Origin of the sequence: Streptomyces montanus (genome assembly GCF_005786655.1) — a bacterium.
GTDB classification, from domain to species: Bacteria; Actinomycetota; Actinomycetes; order Streptomycetales; family Streptomycetaceae; genus Streptomyces; species Streptomyces sporangiiformans.
Genome location: NZ_VBZC01000009.1, coordinates 60,111 through 78,540, shown reverse-complemented (window position 1 = coordinate 78,540; position 18,430 = coordinate 60,111). Strand labels below are relative to the sequence as shown.

General features: G+C 70.1%; 14 protein-coding genes and 1 pseudogene. 6 read left to right on the top strand and 9 right to left on the bottom strand.

Going from position 1 to position 18,430, the window contains the following annotated elements; genetic code table 11:
- Positions 1-91: 91 nt before the first annotated feature.
- Positions 92-4,594, bottom strand: a complete 4,503-nt coding sequence (locus FE633_RS09980) for a cation-translocating P-type ATPase (RefSeq protein WP_138044758.1) — start codon at positions 4,592-4,594, stop codon at positions 92-94.
- A 276-nt stretch (positions 4,595-4,870) separates the two neighbouring features.
- Between FE633_RS09980 and FE633_RS09975 the strand changes: the two genes are divergently transcribed.
- Positions 4,871-5,251, top strand: coding sequence for a hypothetical protein (locus FE633_RS09975; protein ID WP_138044757.1), 381 nt, complete (start codon positions 4,871-4,873; stop codon positions 5,249-5,251).
- 377 nt (positions 5,252-5,628) lie between these two features.
- On the opposite strand, the gene FE633_RS09970 is transcribed toward FE633_RS09975, so the two are convergent.
- From FE633_RS09970 to FE633_RS09960, 3 genes are all read right to left on the bottom strand, one after another.
- A complete protein-coding gene (locus FE633_RS09970) occupies positions 5,629-5,994 on the bottom strand; it encodes a NucA/NucB deoxyribonuclease domain-containing protein (RefSeq protein WP_138044756.1) in 366 nt (121 codons plus the stop codon).
- On the bottom strand, positions 5,991-6,689 hold the full coding sequence (locus FE633_RS09965) for a hypothetical protein (RefSeq protein WP_138044755.1): 699 nt from the start codon (positions 6,687-6,689) through the stop codon (positions 5,991-5,993). The genes FE633_RS09970 and FE633_RS09965 overlap by 4 nt, the downstream gene beginning before the upstream one ends.
- Before the next feature lie 111 nt (positions 6,690-6,800).
- Entirely contained in the window at positions 6,801-7,445 is a 645-nt protein-coding gene (locus tag FE633_RS09960) for a hypothetical protein (RefSeq protein ID WP_138044754.1), read from the bottom strand.
- A 198-nt stretch (positions 7,446-7,643) separates the two neighbouring features.
- Between FE633_RS09960 and FE633_RS09955 the strand changes: the two genes are divergently transcribed.
- Positions 7,644-8,009: a PH domain-containing protein gene (locus tag FE633_RS09955; RefSeq protein ID WP_119102043.1), complete on the top strand. Its 366-nt coding sequence runs from the start codon at positions 7,644-7,646 to the stop codon at positions 8,007-8,009.
- 61 nt (positions 8,010-8,070) lie between these two features.
- On the opposite strand, the gene FE633_RS09950 is transcribed toward FE633_RS09955, so the two are convergent.
- Entirely contained in the window at positions 8,071-8,499 is a 429-nt protein-coding gene (locus tag FE633_RS09950; protein WP_246113532.1) for an ATP-binding protein, read from the bottom strand.
- A 111-nt stretch (positions 8,500-8,610) separates the two neighbouring features.
- Here FE633_RS09950 and FE633_RS09945 point away from each other — a divergent pair, with 111 nt between their 5' ends.
- Positions 8,611-9,435, top strand: a complete 825-nt coding sequence (locus FE633_RS09945) for a helix-turn-helix domain-containing protein (RefSeq protein ID WP_212747194.1) — start codon at positions 8,611-8,613, stop codon at positions 9,433-9,435.
- Positions 9,432-9,536 (top strand): annotated as a pseudogene (locus tag FE633_RS48210) (DUF397 domain-containing protein); the annotation flags it as partial. The gene FE633_RS09945 and the pseudogene FE633_RS48210, both read left to right, overlap by 4 nt.
- Here the strand turns inward: FE633_RS48210 and FE633_RS09935 are convergent.
- Positions 9,513-10,742: an MFS transporter gene (locus FE633_RS09935; RefSeq protein WP_138044751.1), complete on the bottom strand. Its 1,230-nt coding sequence runs from the start codon at positions 10,740-10,742 to the stop codon at positions 9,513-9,515. The pseudogene FE633_RS48210 and the gene FE633_RS09935 sit on opposite strands and share 24 nt — an antisense overlap.
- Positions 10,743-10,825: 83 nt before the next feature.
- Between FE633_RS09935 and FE633_RS09930 the strand changes: the two genes are divergently transcribed.
- Complete coding sequence (locus FE633_RS09930) at positions 10,826-11,860, top strand: ArsR/SmtB family transcription factor (RefSeq protein ID WP_138044750.1); 1,035 nt, start codon at positions 10,826-10,828, stop codon at positions 11,858-11,860.
- Here FE633_RS09930 and FE633_RS09925 read toward each other — a convergent pair.
- Positions 11,799-12,710, bottom strand: a complete 912-nt coding sequence (locus tag FE633_RS09925; RefSeq protein ID WP_246113531.1) for an SMP-30/gluconolactonase/LRE family protein — start codon at positions 12,708-12,710, stop codon at positions 11,799-11,801. The genes FE633_RS09930 and FE633_RS09925 overlap by 62 nt on opposite strands.
- A gap of 36 nt (positions 12,711-12,746) precedes the next feature.
- On the opposite strand from FE633_RS09925, the gene FE633_RS09920 reads away from it, so the two are divergent.
- Positions 12,747-13,253 (top strand): glutathione peroxidase, encoded by a 507-nt coding sequence (locus FE633_RS09920; protein WP_138044748.1) that lies wholly within the window; start codon positions 12,747-12,749, stop codon positions 13,251-13,253.
- A 53-nt stretch (positions 13,254-13,306) separates the two neighbouring features.
- Here FE633_RS09920 and FE633_RS09915 read toward each other — a convergent pair whose 3' ends face one another.
- Both FE633_RS09915 and FE633_RS09910 read right to left on the bottom strand, forming a co-directional pair.
- On the bottom strand, positions 13,307-15,298 hold the full coding sequence (locus tag FE633_RS09915) for an MFS transporter (RefSeq protein ID WP_138044747.1): 1,992 nt from the start codon (positions 15,296-15,298) through the stop codon (positions 13,307-13,309).
- A 225-nt stretch (positions 15,299-15,523) separates the two neighbouring features.
- Complete coding sequence (locus FE633_RS09910) at positions 15,524-18,250, bottom strand: D-alanyl-D-alanine carboxypeptidase (RefSeq protein ID WP_138044746.1); 2,727 nt, start codon at positions 18,248-18,250, stop codon at positions 15,524-15,526.
- Positions 18,251-18,430: the final 180 nt, after the last annotated feature.

Genomic DNA, 18,430 nt, shown 5'->3' with positions numbered 1-18,430 from the left:
TTCTTGTGCTTGCCTGACGTACCGCTCCTTTCTGGGGGGCTCCGGCCGCGCGCGGACGGAGTGCGGGTGAAGCCCGGTCGAACGTTGGGTGTCATTCCGGGGCCCGCCCCGGCTGCGCGGGGCCGCTGTGAGCCGTCAGGCTCTGCCATACGGCCGAGAGCAGGACGGATGCCGCCGCCGCTGTCAGGCCGATCGCCCACCCGGCCGGGCCGAGGGGCCGGCTGCCGAAGAAGACGCTGAGGAACGGTACGGCGACGACCAGGGCGAGGGCCGCGAGGGAACCCAGCGCGGCGACGAGGACGACCGGGTCGCGGCCCGCGTCCATGAGGGTCTGCAGCAGCTGGGAGGCGACAAGGGCGACCAGGGCGACGGTGTCGGCGTGCGCACGGGTGCCGGTGACCCGGGCGGCGATCCACGCGCCGCTCGCCGCGAGGGCGGTGATGGTGGCGCGCAGGCGCATGTGCCGCGTCAGGGCCGTGCCGAGGGACGCCTCCGGACCCTCCGCGAGCAGTTTCCCGGCACGGCCGGCCGGGGGGCGGGCGGCGATGGCCATGGCAGGCAGCATGTCCGTGAGGAGATTGACGAGCAGCAGCTGGCGTGCATTGAGCGCGCTGCGTCCGGTGAGCAGCGTGGTCGCCAGGACGAAGGCGATCTCCCCCAGGTTGCCGCCGAGCAGGATGCCCAGCGCCTTGCGGACCGAGGCCCACATGGCGCGGCCTTCCACGATGGCGTCGACGATGGTCTCGATGCGGTCGTCGGTGACCACCACGTCGGCTGCGGTGCGGGCCGCGGGGGTCGCCCTGGAGCCGATGGCGATGCCGACGTCGGCGATCCGGATGGCGGGCGCGTCGTTGGCGCCGTCGCCGGTGACGGCGACGACCCGGCCGGCCGCGCGCAGCACGGTGACGATGCGCACCTTGTGAGCGGGGGTGACCCGGGCGAAGACCGAGATCTCCGGCAGCCTTCGGGCCAGTTCGGCGTCGTCGAGTGCGTCCAGCTCCGGCCCGGTCATCAGCCGCGGCTCCTGGTCCGGCCGCAGTTCACCGGCGATGGCGGCGGCGGTGCTCGGGTGATCGCCGGTGAGCATGACGATCCGTACGCCTGCCGCGGCCAGCCGGGCGACGCTCTCGGCGGCGGTGGGCCGGATCGGGTCCGCCAGGCCGATCAGTCCCAGCAGGCACAGTCCCTCGACATCGGCGTCGTCGAGGGACGGGGGACCCGCGTCGCGGTCCTTCCGGTCGCGCTCGGCGATCGCCAGCACACGCAGGCCGCGCCGGGCGTGCCAGTCGATGTCGCGGTCGATCGCCTCCCGCAATCCTTCGGTGAACGGCGCGGTGGTGTCGTTCTGCCGGACCCGTACGCAGCGGGCCAGGACGACCTCCGGCGCACCCTTGACGACCAGTCGTCGGCGTCCGTCGGCCCGGCCGAGGACCGCGTGGTAGCCGCGGCCCGGCTCGAACGGCAGCTCCGCCAGCCGCTCCCAGCCGTCCGTCGCCTCCGGCACCACGCCGGCCTGCTCGGCCCCGAGGGCGATGGCCCGGTCCGTGGGGTGGGTGAGCGTAGACACGGGGCCGGGCGGACCCGCCAAGGCCGCCGTGGCCACGACCCGGCGCAGCCGCGAGGTGAGCGCGTCGAGCGGGCGCCGCTCGATGCCGTCGGACACCTGCTGGAGGCTGATCCTGCCCTCGGTGAGGGTGCCGGTCTTGTCGAAGCACAGCACATCGGTGCGGCCGAGCGCCTCGATGGTGGGGGCGCTGCGCACGAGCGTGTTGCGGGTGGACAGCCTGCGGGCGGCGGCCAGTTCGGCGACGGTGGCGACGAAGGGCAGGCCTTCGGGTACGGCGGCCACGCACAGGCTGACGGCGGAGCCCAGGGCCGCGCCGAGCGGTCGCCGCCGGGTGACCTCGGTGAGGAACAGCACGACGCCCGAGGCGATGGACAGGGGCAGGAACCAGCGGCCCAGGGCGTTGAGCCGGTGCTCCACGCCGCTCTCCGGGGCCGCTTCCGCGGGGGCCGCCTGTGCGGCGCGGCCGGCCTCCGTGGCGGTGCCGGTGGCGACGACCACGGCGAGAGCGCTGCCCGCCGCCACGGCCGTGCCCTCGTAGAGCATGGAGTGGCGGTCCGCCACCGCTGCCGCCGCCGTGGGGGCGGGGGTCTTGGACACGAGCTGGGACTCGCCGGTGAGGTTCGCTTCGTCGGCTTCCAGGCCCGTCGCCTCGATCACGCGGCAGTCGGCCGGGACCGTGTCACCGGCGCGCAGTTCGATCACGTCTCCGGTCACCAGGCGTTCGGCGGGTGTCTCGGCGGTGCCGGGCCGGCCCGCCCTGCGCAGCCGGATGCGGGCCGAGGCCGCTTCGACCAGGTTCTCGGCGGCGCGGTCGGCGCCCACGCGCTGGGCTCCGCCGACGAGCGCGTTGACGCCGAGCACGCCGCCGATGAGCACCGCGTCCAGGACGGAGCCGAGCAGCGCCGAGATGCCGCCGCCGACGGCGAGGATGGGGGTGAGCGGATTGGCCAGCTCTTCCGCGACCCTGCCGATCAGGGTGACGGCGACGGGCGCTCGGTCGTGTCCCGCGAGCCGGCGGCGCCGGACGGCCTCGGTCTCGTCGAGTCCCCGGCGCGACGTGCTGAGCCGGGCCATGACCTGACGCACCGTCATGGCATGCCAGGGCGTCCGGTCGGCGGCGGCCGGCGGCGGACGCTGATACAGCGCCCGCCCCGCCCAAAGGCCCGCTCCGATCGCGGCGATGGTCACCCCGTCGGTCACCAGGCGAGCGCGTGCCCAGGCGCCACGTCGGCGAACTGCCAGTGCCACCGTCGCCCCCAGGAGAGCACAGCCCGCCTCCATACGAACGCACCGCCTGCCCAGCGCGCGGGCTTCGGGAAGAGCGGTCAGCAGCAGATGCGCCACGTCGGGGGCGCCGGTGACATCGGCGTCCCACCGCACCCGGCGGGCGCCGTGGGTCACCCCGATGCCCAGGTCGGCCTGGGCGAGGGCACGGCGGGCACCGGCCGCGACGACGGCCACACCGCGCCCCTCCCGTTGCAGGGAGCGGACCACTGCCACCGTGCGGGTCCCGCCGGTGGGCTCTGCCTCGTCCAGTCCGAAGCGCCGGTGCAGCCCGGGCGGGCCGCCGACCAGCACCACTCTCCCGCAGGCGTCGGCCGCCTGCACCAAGTGCTCGGCGAGCGGCCGCAGTTGGGGGACCAGGCCGGCTACGGCGACGGGCCGCCCGCGCCGGACGACGAGCAGGACCCGCGCACCCTGCTCGGCCCATTCCGTGGCCACGGCGGCGGTCCGACCGGGCAGTTCCGCCTGTGCGTCACGGCCGTCGGCGAGCGGGCGCAGCTCCCATTCCCCCTGTTCACGGGGGAGCGACGGGTCGCCGCGGCCGATGAGGTCGGTCAACTCGTGGACGACCGCGTGGATTTCGTCGAGGTCGACGTCCTGACCGGCCGCGGAGGTCGTTTCGGGCGTACGCTCGTCCGCCGGACCTCCAGGGGGCTCCTCGGGCGGTGCCACGGGCACCAGGGTGCCGACCGTCCACGTACCCGTGGCCAGCAGGCGGCCGTCGAGGACGACGGTGTCGATACGGTCGAGCCGGCGCAGCGCCTCCGGCCTCAGCACCAGGCCTCCCCAGCGGGAAGCGGCCTTCCCCACCGTGGCGGCGAAGGCCTCGCGGCCGGCCCACGGGCCCCGGGGTATGCCCGCGATCAACAGGGCCACTGCCCGGTCATGGCTGCGCGTGACCGCACCGGCGAGTCCGTAGCCCGCCACTGCCGCCGGGACGGCCACGTTCGCGTACCGGTCGGCCGGACCCGGTCGCAGCGGCACCGGCCGCGCACGCACCGGTGTGGCGTCATGACGGTACGCCCCCTCGCTCCCGGCCAGCCGCCGCGACCAGTCCTGCCAGGCCTGGCGCCGCGCCTTGGCCTCCCCGTACCGGGCGGCGCCCAGGGCGCCGGAGACGATCGGACTGATCGGGCGGAAGGTCAGCGTGGAGACGATCAGATTCGCCGTCGCCCAGCCCACCTCGGCGACCGCGGGGCCGACTGCACGGGCGGCGGCCTCGCGCAGCCGCGGCGTCGCCTCCGTGAGCTGGACCAGGGCCGGTACGAGCGGTGACAGAGGGCGGACGCGGGCGATCCGTCCCGCCACGGCCACCCCGAAGGCCGCGACGCTCCCCGCCGCCTGCAGCGCCGCGACGACCTGCGCCTCGGGACCGCCGCGGTAGCCGACGGCGCGGGGGACACGATCCGCGGTGGCGCCGCCGCGTGCCCTGCCCGGGCTCTTCTCGCGGGCCGTCTGCCCGGCGGCGGCACCGGTCTCCGCCTCGGTCTCCGCCTCGGCCTCCGCGATGAGGCGGAGGACGGGGGCCAGGTCGGTTCGGGAAGGGGCACAGGCGACGAACACGCAGCCGAGCGTCCCGTTCACCTCCGCACGGACCACTCCGGGAACGTCGCCCAGCCGGTTCTCCAGAGCCCGTGCGGCCTCGGTGGTGCCGGGCCTTCCCAGGTGCCGGGCCTCGATCTGCACCCCGTCGACAACCTGCCAGACACGGCGCGTCCGCGGCTTCACCAGGCGCCCCAGCATCGAAAGCACCTCGGGAGCGGCGTTCCTCGCCCCGGCTGCGGTCCGGGCCGTCCCGGAAAGGACTGAGGAGATCATCCCGCGCCTCCATCATCGCCGGCCCGCGCAGCGTGCGCCGCCTCAGAAGACGACGTCCTCCCCACAAGTATGTGCACACCCCACCAGCACTGTCCTGAGGGATCAAGGGCTACCGCGGGTTCGCGGTACCGCTCGCACCGGATACCCGCAACAATGGACATAGAGGTATTTGAACCCACTCATGTGATTTGAGTGATTCGTATGACGACCAGAGCACCTCAAACCACTGAACCTCAGACCACTGAGGCCCAGCCCCAGGAGGCTCAGGCCACGGAACAGGGCGGCCAGGTCCTGCGCATGCACCGCGCACACCCGACGCTGCCGTACATGACTCCGGGAGACCTCAAGGCCAGCGCCCAGGCGGTGACCTCACGAGTGCCCGCGTTCCCGGGCAGGGACGTGATCTTCTACGGCGGTCTCGGGGCGCTGACTGTTGCCGGTGCGCTCGAGTGGCCGGTCGCGCTCGCCATCGGCGGAGCCACCTTCGTCCTGCGCGGCAGGAAGCGGAGGGACACCAGGGCGGGTGCGCAGCAGACGGCCACGCCCGGTCCGACCGCCCAGGAGGAATCCAAGGCGGAGTAACCAGGCAGATCCAACCGCCCCCGCTCGTCAGGGAGTCGGGGGCTATTGATGGTGGGGGTTGCGGAATTCAACGCCCCCTGACCAGGGCCTACGGGCCTGGCGGGCGGGGATCCGGCCAGAACTGGATGAGGAAACGCTCGACGCCGTGCGGTATCTCATCCGGGTAGTTGTCAGGAAGTGGGTCAAGGGCGGCACCCCCGGTCCTGTGAGCGCGGAGCATGTACGCGCCTGGACCGCCCAGGGTCAGGGGGGCACCGAGTTGTGGACCGCCCGTCAGGGGAAAGACCCCCAATTCGCCTGTACCGAACCACACCCGCGTGTGTGCCACGTCAGCCCACTCGTTCGGAGGTGGGGGCGGCGCTGCCCCGTCCCATGCTTCAAGACGGATGGCAGGACAGTGGAGTACCGATTCGGCTTCGCTGACGAGCAGGACGGTAGAGTATGCGGTCCCTCTTGTAGAACTCCTTCAGCATGTTTCCGGCGTCCCTGTTCTGGTTTTGGTTGACCCACTGAACCGAGCCATTGAATGTCCCGCCGGCATCCAAGTTCCTCCGGGCGGCGGCCATTCCTTCCCGAGTCGAGGCGAAGGGGAACTCGTCCGCTTGCCACGTCCCGCCTTCTACCGGCGGATCAGCCGGTGGCGGCGGCAGGTCGTCCGGGCCTTTCCAGATCTCCTGGCGCAGACGAATGCGCTCCTTTTCGCGAAAGTTCTTCATGTAATCGCTCTCGCGGGCGGTGCTCACCGGGATCCTGTGGAGTCCGGGGCTACTGGAGGAACCGGTGTACTTTCCGGGGATCTGCTTCGGAGTGCCCGCGTTCGGATACGGTGCTCGGCCAGCGCGAAGTCGCCGTCGGCGAGCCTTCCGGTGAACTGCCATTGATGCTGCAGCATCTTCTCCACACCAACCCCTGAGTTGGGCGACAGCAGGTCCCAGGAAACCCAGCCTCCGTCGACCCAGGTGAACACCGGCCCGGAGTACTCACCGTCCGCGTCGCCACGGACCGTGCACTGGTTCTTGCAGTTGATCCCCACCTGCAGCGTGTCCAGCCCGGTGACCAGCGGGTCGGATTCCCACTTGTTCACGTGGAGGAAGACCCGGACGCGGCGCTCGGCGGAGTCCGCATAGGCGACCGCGGTGATGTTCATCGTGCCTGTCCCGCGGCTGGTTTCCACCTCGAGGTCGTAGTTCTGACACCACACCCCGCGGTTGTAGACCCTGCCCCCCTCGTCCTGCGCCGCCGGGTCCATCGCGCACTGGCGCGTGAACTCGTATTCAGGCTCTTCCGGCACTGGACCCGGATCAGGTGCTGCCACCGAAGAGCCGGCGGAATCAACCGTCTTCCGGTCGTTCAGGTCGTCGGCTGTTGCCGGTGAGGGAGCTGTGAGCGGCAGGAGCAAACCTGCAACAGCTGCTGTTCCCCATCCGGTTCTTCCCACGCGCCGCACGATTCCTTTCGAGGCGGTCACCGCAGGATTGGCGAAATGGGAAAACGGTGGCCGCGCCGACCGCGGCCGCCATCGATGGCGGCCGCGGTCGGCAACTCCGCACTATCCCGGCAGGACCGTGAAGTCGAACTGGCTGATCTCGTCGAAGCCGCACTGGCCGTCCTCACCGTAGGAGTGCCCCATGGTGAAGAAGTAGCCCGTGCCCGCCTTGGCACTCTTGGCGATCTTGATGCGCATCGCGGCGTCCGCGTGCTCGCCCGGCTTGAGGGTGCCCAAGGTGGCGAAGTCGTAGTTGTCGTCCCACTCCGCGCCCTCGCCCTCGATGGGCTTCCATGCGCCGGTCCGCGGGTTGAACCACTCGACCGTGACGGCGAGTTCGGAGACGTCGTCGATCTCCGGGTCGGCGGTGCCGAGGGAGAGATCGAGGTCGGTCTCCATCACCGTGACCGTGGAGACGTTGGTCACGCGATAGGTGAACTCGTGCCACCCGGACCCGGCGACGATCTCGCTCGGAAGGCCGACCAGCCCCGTCTTCCCCCGTTCCTCATCGGGAATGCCGGAACAGAAGTCCGGGCGGGTGTATGTGGGAGACGGCGTGGCGGACGGCTCGGTGGTGGCCGACACGGAGGGAGCACCGCTGTCCGCGGGCGTTTCTCCCCACGCGTGCGCGACAGGAGAAGCGAGCAGTACCAGGGAGCCGAAGGCAGCGACGGAAGCGGCGGCCGACAGAGCACGACGTAACTTCATGGATCCCTTTCATAGGAGCTGAACTTGGGCGCTTAAGTGACCCACCGGCCCAACAGCAGGTTGCGCCGGCCATGAAGCCGCCCCTGTGATCTCCCTCATAGACCCTCTAAGCTTGGCGTTCAACGTCGGGCGGTCACATGGCGTCTGAGTGTCCGAGGCGGGTTCCGCAATACCGGAGCAAAGGATCAGGGGACTCTCATGGCGCTGTTCGGAAACGCGCACACTGTCGACCCGGCGAACGCGCAGCGGGACTACGCGCGGTTGATGGGGCAGGGAGAGCAGGTGTATGCCGCGTACCTGCTGATACGCGACACCATCCTGTTCACCGACCGTCGCCTCATCATGGTCGACAAGCAGGGGATCACCGGCAAGAAGGTGGAGTACCACTCCGTCCCGTACCGGAGCATCACGCACTTCTCGGTCGAGACGGCGGGCCACTTCGATCTCGACGCCGAGCTCAAGATCTGGATCTCGGGGACACCCACGCCGATCGAGAAGACCTTCACCAAGGGCGTCGACATCTACGAAGTGCAGGCCATCCTCACGCAGTTCGTGGCGCGGTAGGAGGCCACCCCCCTGGCGGGGCACCAGTCGCGAAAAGCGTGAACACTTTGGGGGTAAGTGTTCACGCTTTCGCGGAGTGCCTGCGTGGGGTCGGCGTCCTGGCGAACTCGCACCAGACGATCTTCCCCGGGTCCCGTTCGGCCACGCCCCACTTGTCCGCCACCGACGACACGAGCAGCAGTCCGCGCCCCGACTCTCCCCCGGACCATTCGACGCGCGGCTCCCCGTCGCCGCTGTCGTGGACCTCCACGCGGAGCACTCCGTCGCCGTTCGGGAGCAGGCGGAGGTGAAAGCCCCGGCCCGGGGGTACGCCGTGAAGAAGGGCGTTCGTGGTGAGTTCGCTGACGCACAGCAGGACGTCGTCGTACGTTTCCTTCTGTACGCCCCAGTCCTCCAGCGCCGCCCTCGTGAACTCCCTTGCCGCCGGGATCGACTGGCGCTCCCGCCGGTAGAAACGTTCGCGGGGAGCGGGTGAGGTTTCGTTGTTCACAGGACGAGTGTCACGCTCTGTGGTCATGATGGTGCAGTGAGTGGACCCGTACGGATTCCTTGTACGGGTTCGCCGGTGTGAACACACGTGCCGTGGTGGGGGTTGGAGCACATGAACTCCAGGAAGCGTTCGCGCAAGAACGCGTCAGCGATGAAGATGGTCGGTGCGCAGTTGGGTGTGCTGAGACGGGCAGCTGGTTTCACCCAGCGCACGCTGGCCGAGCGTGCGCTGGTGGATGAGGAGACCATCGCTTCCATCGAGCAGGGTCGACGCCCGCTGAAGGAGGACTTCGCGGAGCTGCTGGATCAAGTCCTCGACAGCAAGGGGGTGTTGTCTGCCGCACTGGATCACATGCCTGAGGTGGATCTGTTTCCTCGGTGGGCTGAGGAGTTCATCGATCTGGAGCGCGAAGCCCTTGCACTGTCCTCATACCAGGATCAGGTTCTGCCGGGTCTCCTCCAGACCGACGCGTACGCCCGTGCGGTTTTCCAGAACGAAGTTCCAACCCTCACGGAGGACGAGATCGAACAGCGTGTCGCAGCACGCATCGCTCGCCAGGAGATCCTCCATAGCAAGGAGCCACCGACCGCCAGCTTTATCTTCTCCGAGTCGATCCTCATGGACCGGCTCGGCAGTGACGAGGTGTACGTCGAGCAGTTGCGCGGCCTGCGCAAGTGGGCGGGCTTGCCGGGCGTCACCCTTCAGATCATGCCGCTCGGACGCAACTTCCATGCCGGGCTCGCTGGTCCGTTCATCCTCATCGAGACGCCCGACCACCAGCGCATCGCCTACGTCGAGGGCCAGCGTCGAGGTTGGCTGATCGCCGACCCTGACGAGGTGTCCATCCTGGAGCGTAAATATGCAATGCTGCGGACTCAGGCGCTCAACCCCGAAGAGACGAAGCGCATGTTGGACCGTTTGCTAGGAGAGCAATGAACGCCGCACTTCAGTGGATCAAGTCCAGCTACAGCAGCGAGCAGGGTGGCGACTGCATCGAAATCGCCACCCGCCCCTCAGCCATCCACATCCGCGACTCCAAGAACCCCGACGGCCCGACCTTCACCGTCGCCCCCGCCACCTGGACGTCGTTTCTCACGCTGACCCGCGACTGACAGCGACAGCGTCACCGCGATCGACGCGGCTGCGGCCACCACCATCGCCACCCCCGGCGACGTCAGTTGGGCCACCGCCCCCGCCAGCCCGGCACTCACCCCCTGCATCGTGAGCATCCCGGCGGAGTGCAACCCCAGGGCGTGGCCGCTGAGTTCAGCGGGGGTCAGTGAGATCAACCGCTCCTGCTGGACCAGGCTCGCGCCGAAGCCGACGGAGGCCACAGCGACGGCGACCGCCGCCACAGGCACCCCCGGCCGCAGAGCGAACACCAGGTACGGCGCGGCCAGGAGCAGCAGCAGCGGGATGCCGAACCGGGGCCGCACCCCGGGCGGGAGGACGCGGCCGACCGTCACGTCCCCGACGAACATCCCCAGCGCCGCGCAGGCGAAGAGCAGACCCGCGTGGTCGGGGGCGTACGAGACGTACAGCGACTCGCAGCCGACGATCAGTCCGTTCGGGATCCAGAGGAGCAGGTAGACGTTCCGGCGAGGCGCGTACGACCACAGGCGCGCGTTCGTACGCCAGGTCTCGGCCACGGAGGGGCGACCGGACGCGCGGGGCGCGCGGCGGGTCAGGCCGAGGCGGGCCGCGATCGCCGCCGCGAGGTACAGCGCGGCGGCCGTGAGCAGCGTGCCGCGCGGGGACAGGACCGTCACGAGGACGCCGCCCGTCGCGTATCCGGTGATCTGCGTGAGCCCGTTCGCCATGTTGAAGACCGAACGGCCGAGCAGATAGCCGTTCTTGGGCAGGATCTCGTTCAGCAGACCCCAGCGGACTCCCCCGCCCAGCGAGGCCACCAGGCCCAGCAGCAGGATCAGGGCGAAGGTCGCCCACAGAGGCACGGGCGTCGCCAGGATCGCCGTACCCGCCGCGAACGCCAGGGCGATGCCCGTGATCGTCGCCCGGGGCGGCAGCCGGTCGGCCGCCGACAGGAGCGTGGTCGCGCCCAGGACCTGGGCCAGGGACGGTCCGAACATACTCAGTGCCGAGAGCAGGGGCGATTCGGTGGCCGCGTACACCAAGGTGCCCAGGGCCAGACCGCCCATCGTCTGAGCCGCCACCTGGACCAGGGAGGCCAGGAACAACGGCGTGAACTCCGGTGTGCGGAACAGTGATCGGTAGGAGCGCATGAGCGGAGTCTCGAAGTGTCCGCACCCCGGCCGTTAATGTTTCGCACGGAGGCGAAACCACGGAACGGCGGGCGGGGGCGGACATGGGCTGGTGGCAGGTCAACGCCGACACCCTGGCCGGGAGCCGCTTCGTGCTGTCCCCGCTGGCCGAGACCTTCGCCGCTCTCAAGCTGCTGCACGCGGGGACGGCCGCGCACCCCGGCGAGCGGGCCTGGCTCGATGCCCATCTGGGTGACTACAGACGGCGGTTGGCCGCCGAGCCGGTCACCGCCGCCCTCGTGGCGGCCGGACTCGGGAAGGAGTGGATCGCCGACTTCCTCACCCCGACCCCGACCGGCCGGACGGTCGGACCCGAGGACAGCGGCACCCAGTTCGCGACGGAGGTCGCCCGTATACGGGAGGCGTCCCCGGAAGCCGCCCGCGCCCACCTCACCGTCGCCCTGCGCGGCCCCCTCCCGACGATCCTCCAGGGCCGCGAGGACCTGCCCGCCCGCGCCGCCGACCTGCTCGACTACATCTGGACCGAAGCCGTACGCCCCTACTGGGCCCGGCGGCGACGCGTACTCCAGGCCGATGTCGTCGCCCGCATCGTCCAGTTGAGCCAGGGCGGCTGGGCCGCCGCGCTCGACGCCCTGCGGCCGGGCATGCGCTGGCTCGGCGAGAACCGGCTCCAGGTCAACCTGCACGAGTACCCGCCGCGCGAGATCTCCGGCGCCGAACTCTTCTTCGTGCCGGTCACGCCCCAGCGGCACGGCTGGGTCACCTGGGAGGAGCCGCACCGGTACGCGGTCGTGTACCCGTGCTCGGGCGTGCTGGCCGGGGCGGAGCCGACCGCCGCGCCCGAGAGCCTCAACCGGCTGCTCGGGCCCGCTCGCGCGGGCGTACTCGCGCTGCTCGGCTCCCCCTTGAGCACGAGCCAGTTGGTGGCCGTGACCGGGCAGGGGCTCGGTTCCGTCGGCCGTCACTTGAAGGTCCTGCTCGACGCCGGGCTCGTCCAGCGGCGGCGGGCGGGACGGTCGGTGCTCTACTCCCGGACGCCCGCCGGCGAAGTCCTCGTCAAATCCGCGGCGCCCCCGTCACCGACATCACCAACGAGTACAACGACGTCGTGGCCGTGATGAACATCCGGTTGTTCTTCGGGCCGCCGAACGCGATGTTGGACACCGTCTCCGGGATCAGCAGACGCCCGATGAGGGTGCCGTCGGGCGCGTAACAGTGCACGCCGTCGTCGAGGGCGGCCACCCACAGACGGCCCTCGTCGTCGAAGCGGATGTTGTCGAAGTGGACGCCCTCCCTGCCCTCGGCGAAGACCTCTCCGGGCGACAGGGTGCCGTCGTCGCGCACCTCGTGGACGGAGACGCGGGCGGCGCGGGAGTCGGAGACGTACAAACGCCGTTCGTCGGGCGAGAGGACGACACCGTTCGGGCCCTCGAAGCCGCCCGCGGCGAGGCGGACCTCCCCCGTCACCGGGTCCAGCCGGTACACGTTGCAGGCCCCGATCTCGCTCTCCGCCCGGTGCCCCTCGTAGTCGCTGACGATCCCGAAGTCGGGGTCGGAGAACCAGATCGTGCCGTCGGAGCGTACGACGGCGTCGTTCGGGCTGTTGAGCCGCTTGCCGTCGTAACGGTCGGCCAGCACCGTCACCCGCCCGTCGTGCTCCGTGCGCGTCACCCGGCGGTTGCCCTGCTCGCAGGAGATCAGGCGCCCCTGGTGGTCCACGGTGTTGCCGTTGCTGTTGCCGGCCGGTGTGCGGAAGACGCCCACCGTGCCCGTCTCCTCGTCCCAGCGCAGGAGGCGGTCGTTGGGGATGTCGCTCCAGATCACCTGGCGCCAGGCGGGGACGTACAGCGGGCCCTCGGCCCAGCGGCAGCCCTCGTACAGGCGCTCCAGGTGCCGGTCCCCGAGGGTGCAGCGTCCGGTGCGGAACCGGTCGTCGAGTGTCTCGTAGATCCCATTCACCGTGGTCACGCGGGTGACTTTACCCAGCGCGGTTAGCATCCGGGCATGACCACTGACGAATCATCTGTATCCGTGTTCGACATCGACATCGATGCCCTCCAGGGCGGCTCCGCCGACCTCGGGCAGTACCAGGGCAAGCCCGTGCTCATTGTGAACGTGGCCTCCAAGTGCGGGCTCACGCCGCAGTACGCGGGCCTGGAGCGGCTGCACGAGCGGTACGCCGCGCAGGGCTTCAGCGTGCTCGGAGTGCCGTGCAACCAGTTCCTGGGCCAGGAGCCCGGCACCTCCGAGGAGATCGCGGAGTTCTGCTCGGCGACGTACGGCGTGACCTTCCCGATGACCGAGAAGATCGAGGTGAACGGGGAGGGGCGGCACGCGCTGTACGAGCGGCTCGTGCCGACCGAGGACGCCGAGGGGCACAGCGGCGACATCCGCTGGAACTTCGAGAAGTTCCTGATCGGCCAGGACGGCAAGGTCGCCGCCCGCTTCTCCCCGCAGACCGATCCGGAGTCCGCCGAGGTCGTCGCCGCGGTGGAGAAGGCGATCGGCTGAATCCGTACCGGCCGTAGGAGGCGCCCTCACTCGGTGGTGCGTGCGTGCGTGCGTCACTCGGTGGTGCGTACGTCACCCGGCGGTGAGCCGGGTGCCTGGTGTGCCTCGCGGAGGTCCTCGGGGCACCCGGTGCCCCGGGGCAGCTGGTAGCGCGCCGCCAGGCGGTAGGTGCCGGGCTTCGGGGCCAGCAGCTCCGTCCACTGGTCGCCCTTGGCGTCCTTCTCCGCCTGCATCAGACAGCCGTTGAGGTTGTCGTACGTCTTCGGCAGGTCGTCGTTCTCCCGCCGCTTGGACTCCTCGGTCTCCTGGGGCGGGGTGACGCTCTTGCCCTCGGCGTCGACGAGGCCGAGCCACGGCGAGTACGGGATGCGGATCAGGACCGTGCCCGCCCGCTTCACCTTGATCGTCAGTTCGTCCTGTTCGGCGCTTTTGACGGTGGCGGGCGGGTCGGCGAGCGGAGTGGGGTCGGTGACCTGGAAGAGCTGCCAGTTGGCGTCGCCCCACACCTGCTTGAGGTAGGGCTGGCCGCGCTGCACGAGCTCGCGTTCGCGCTCGCCACCGTCCCCGTCGGGATCGTCCTTGGGCAGGACGACGTAGTGGACGGCCCAGCGCTGGAGCCACTCGTGGTAGTTCGCGGAGTTCAGGGTGTCGTCGTAGAAGAGCGGGTTGCGCTCCATGTCCGCCTGCCGGTTCCAGCCGCGGGCGAGGTTCACGTACGGCGCGAGCGCGGACGCCTCGCGGTGGGAGCGGGCCGGTACGACCTCCACACGGCCCTTCTCGGCGCCCTGCACCTGGAGCTGGTTGACCAGCGGAGCCAGCTCGCGCGCCCAGGACGCCGCGGGGGTGCCGTGCACGACGTCGTCCACCGCCTTGTAGCCGATCCACACGACGAATCCGGTGAACGCGACGACGGCCGCGTACCACTTGCGCGAGCGCGGCTCCGTGAACGGCAGCGCGGCGATCAGCATGACGCCCGCGAAGAGCATCGCCAGGCGGGTGATGTTGGAACCGATCTGCGAGCTGACCAGCCAGACGAGGAGGACGGAGGTGCCGTACACGACGGCCGTGATGCGGACCGTCTTCCACTCCTTGGGCACGAGGAAGTAGATGAAGCCCGAGAACAGCAGGGGCAGCACGGTCGAACCGAAGATCATCGGCTGCGTACCGGAGAACGGGAACAGCCACGCGCAGAGGCCCACGACGACGGCGGGCGCGAGGCCCAGGGCATACGCGCCCGGCCGGCGCTTCTGCAGGAACAACGCCACGGCGATCAGGCCCACGAAGAGCCCGGCGACCGGGGACGCGGCGGTCGCGAGCCCGGCCAGCGGGGCGGCGCACAGGGCCTTGGCCCAGCGCTTGTAACGCCACCGATGGGGCCAGCAGAACACGACCGCGGTCGCGCCCAGCGCGAAGACCGTGCCCAGTCCGAAGGTCACGCGGCCGGAGACGGCGTTGCACAACAGCGCGAACACCCCGGCGAGCACGGTCCACCGGACATTCCGTACGGCCCGGCTGCGGAGGAGGATCATCGTGAGCAGGCCCGCGGAGACCGTCCCCGAGATCATCATCGTCGTCCGCACGCCGAGCACCGACATCAGGTACGGGGACACGACGCTGTACGACACCGGGTGCATACCGCCGTACCAGGCGAGGTTGTACGCCGAGTCCGGGTGCCGTCCGACGAACTCCGCCCACGCGTCCTGCGCCGCGAGGTCTCCGCCACTGCTGGCGAACGTGAAGAACCAGATGACGTGCAGGGCACCGGAGAACGCGGTGGCGAGGGTGATGGGGTGACGGAGGAAGCGGGCCAAACGGGCGAAACGGGTGCCTGGGGTGGCGGGGGTGCCCGAGGTCTCGGAGCTCTCGGGGGTCTCGCGGTTCTCGGAGGTCTCGGAAGTCTCGGGCGTGGTCGTTTCGCGGCTCCGACCACGAGTCTCGTACGTCTCGCGGTCGTCGACCTGTTGACGCGCATGCGCCCCTATTCGCGAGCCGGCTCCTCGGCTCGGCTCGGCGTCGTCGGCGTGCGTCGGCTCCGCTGTCGCCACGTGAAGGCACTCCCGATGTCCCGTTGTTCCACGCTCGGCCGGGTCGCTGCCGACGACCTGCCTCGATCCTCGCGACGCTAGCACGCACCCGGCCGAGGGTCGCCCGGATAAGGCTGCCCCTCGCCGGGTGCGGTCTCAGCTCGTCCCGGTCGGTTCACCCGGGATCAGGTCGGTTGACCCGGGTCCGTTGACCCGGGTCCGGTCACCCGGATCAGGTCACCCGGGTCAGGTCACCCGGGTCAGCTTGGAGCCGTAGTCCGGTTCCGTGAGGTCCGACTTGAGCGCGACGGGAACCTCGACGGCGCCGCCCGTGCCGTCACCGACACTGAGCGAGCCGACCTTCGTACCCGCCTTCGCCTCGTGCGGGATGGTCGTACCGTCCTCGCTCAGCTTCAGCTTGACCGACTGTCCGGCCCAGCCCACCGCGGAGACGTCCTTCGTGGCGACGACCGGGGTGTGGCCGCCGAGCCCGTCGTCCACGTACCCGACGACATCGCCCTTCTTCAGGATCTTCCGCGAGGTCAGCGCCTCCTGGGCGGCGACCATCGCGGTCTTGCTGACCGCGTTGACGGTGTCGATGATCGGCGGCTGGTGCTGGCCGAGGATCGCACCGACGACGGTGACGACCTCGCCGTCGACATCCTGGGTGGCGGCGAACAGCAGGTTTCCGCCCGCCTTCGTGGTGGAGCCGGTCTTGATGCCGATGGCGTTGTTGTACGGGACGAGGCGGTTGTAGTTCTGCCAGGTCTTGCCCGAGGGGTCCTTCCAGGTGGGCATCTTGGTGATGTCCACCAGCGCCTTCATCCGGACGAGCTCGTTGCCGAGCTTCACCTGGTCCTCGGCACTGGAGACGGTCGTCTCCTTCAGACCGGACGGATCGGTGTACGTCGTGTTCTTCATCCCGAGGTCCTTGGCGGCGTCGTTCATCTTCTTGACGAACGCCTCCTCGGAACCGGCGTCCCAACGGGCCAGCAGTCGCGCGACGTTGTTCGCGGACGGAATCATGATGGCCGCCAGGGCCTGCTTCTCGGTGAGGCTGTCACCCTCCTTGAGGGTGTTCAGCGTGGACTCGCCGTCCTTGTCGTAACCGCCCTCCGTCTCGGCCTTCGCGTCGACGGGGATGTCCTTGCCCTCATCGCCGGACTTCAGCGGGTGCTCCTTGAGGATCACGTACGCGGTCATGGCCTTGGCGACCGAGCCGATGGCGACGGGCTTCTGCTCGCCGAAGTCGTCGACCGTGCCGATGCCGTTGACGTCCATCCAGCCCTGGCCCTCGCCGGGCCACGGCAGGGAGACCTTGTCGCCCTCGAAGGCGTACGTCTCGTCGGCCGTCAGGGTGAGGGCGGGGGCCGGCAACGGGCGGACGGCCTGTGCGACTGCAAACACCACGGCCAGCAGCAGCACCAACGGCGTCCAGATCTTGACCCGGCGCACGATCGTCCGCACCGGGGTCTCCGGAGGCGGCGGCGTGTTCGTCAGCTCCGCCAGCAGGTCCAGCGGCGGCTTGGGCGGCAACGGCTGCTGGGCCGTCCGCTCGGGGCCGATCTGGGGGATGGCGGTGGTCTTCTCGGCGGACGGCGGGTCGGCGGGCCGCTCGGGGGGCAGAGCGGCCGGCTTCGGCTTCGGCGACGCCGGTTCGTCGAGCGGCTTGAGGGCTACGAATTTGCTCGTGCGCTCGGCGTCCCGCTCGGACGCCGGCTTCTCGGGCTTGTCCTCGGGCTTGCTCTCGGGCTTGTCCTCGGGCTTGTCCTCGGGCTTGTCCTCGGGCTTGTCGCCCGCCTTCTCGTCGGCCTTTTTGTCGGCCTTCTCGTCCGCCTTCGCGTCCTGCTTGGCGTCGCCGCCCACCTTGAGCATGGTCGTCGGCTGGTCCACGGCGGGCGGACGAGCCCGGAAGGTGGTGGTGGGCTGATCCACCGGGTCCTTGGAGTCCTCCTCAGCGTCCTCCTCGGAGTCCTCCTGCTCGGGCTCGCTCTCGGACTCGGGTCCGGACTCGGACTCGGGTTCGGTCTTGGACTCGGGTTCGGTCTCGGACTCGGGCTCAGACTCGGGTTCGGTTTCGGTTTCGGTGTCCGAGGCATCTCCGCCGTCGGAGTCGAGCTCGGCTTCGCCGTCAGAGTCGGCGTCCGCCTTCGGCTCGTCCGCATCCGACTCGTCCGCATCCGTGTCGGCGCCACGACCATCGGACGCGGGACTTTCACCCGAGGATTCGTCGCTGGGCTCGGCATCGACAGCGGCCGGCGCCTGGTCGTCCTCGTCAGCGACACCGGCGTCACCGGAGGCGTCGTCTGCGATGTCCTCCGCCGTGATGTCCTCCGCCGAGCCGTCGGCGGGAACGTCATCCTCATCGTCGGCATCGGCGTCGTCGTCGGCCGACGACGATACGTCGGACGTCTCCGCGTCTTCCTCGCCCTCAGCGTCAGCGTCGCTCTCGGCATCGACCTCGGCATCGGCATCGACCTCGTCCCGCGACTCACCGTCACCGTCGAGGTCGTCGTCACCGCCCGAGCCGGCGTCACCCGACGAGCCGTCAGCCACCGCGTCCGAGTCCGCGTCCTCGGACTCGGACTCCTCGGTGTCCGCCACCGCGACCCAAGCCGCCACAGCGTCCCTCAGCCGTGCATCACCGGCCTGAGCCTCGGCCGCCCCGGACTCCGGAGCACCCTTGCCCTCGCCCGCCGAAGGGGTCGTATCCGAAGCATCCGCATCCGCATCCGCATCCGCGACCCCGGCCCGCTCCGCGACTCCTCGCGTGGAGAACACCGCCGTAGCCGTGTCCACCCGCGCGACCGCCGCCACGGCCTCCTGGGCGACCGCGAGGCGCGGATCGGCACCCGTCACGGAACGGGAACCGGCACCCGGAACCGGAGCCGGGCTCCCCGACGTCGGTTCTACCGACGACTCGTGCTGCTTCGACCTGTCGGGGGACTCGCCCGCCACCGATGCCTCCTCCATGCGCCACTCACCGTGCGCCCAACCGAACCATGAACCCTTGAAGAGCCGCCAGCAGCGCCGGGACGCACTGTCCGAACCATGTACCAGTGTCCTGTGTGCGGGCTTAACCCCTGGCGTAGACGAGAACGACATACCTACTGGTTCCACTACGAACCGGTCACGCACTCTCGACAGACCATT

Coding starts and splice junctions, on each gene's coding strand:
- FE633_RS09955 (WP_119102043.1), top strand. CDS start 7,644: ATGGCGCTGTTCGGAAACGCGCACACTGTCGACCCGGCGAACGCGCAG.
- FE633_RS09935 (WP_138044751.1), bottom strand. CDS start 10,742: ATGCGCTCCTACCGATCACTGTTCCGCACACCGGAGTTCACGCCGTTG.
- FE633_RS09960 (WP_138044754.1), bottom strand. CDS start 7,445: ATGAAGTTACGTCGTGCTCTGTCGGCCGCCGCTTCCGTCGCTGCCTTC.
- FE633_RS09930 (WP_138044750.1), top strand. CDS start 10,826: ATGGGCTGGTGGCAGGTCAACGCCGACACCCTGGCCGGGAGCCGCTTC.
- FE633_RS09910 (WP_138044746.1), bottom strand. CDS start 18,250: ATGGAGGAGGCATCGGTGGCGGGCGAGTCCCCCGACAGGTCGAAGCAG.
- FE633_RS09980 (WP_138044758.1), bottom strand. CDS start 4,594: ATGCTGGGGCGCCTGGTGAAGCCGCGGACGCGCCGTGTCTGGCAGGTT.
- FE633_RS09975 (WP_138044757.1), top strand. CDS start 4,871: ATGACGACCAGAGCACCTCAAACCACTGAACCTCAGACCACTGAGGCC.
- FE633_RS09945 (WP_212747194.1), top strand. CDS start 8,611: ATGAACTCCAGGAAGCGTTCGCGCAAGAACGCGTCAGCGATGAAGATG.
- FE633_RS09920 (WP_138044748.1), top strand. CDS start 12,747: ATGACCACTGACGAATCATCTGTATCCGTGTTCGACATCGACATCGAT.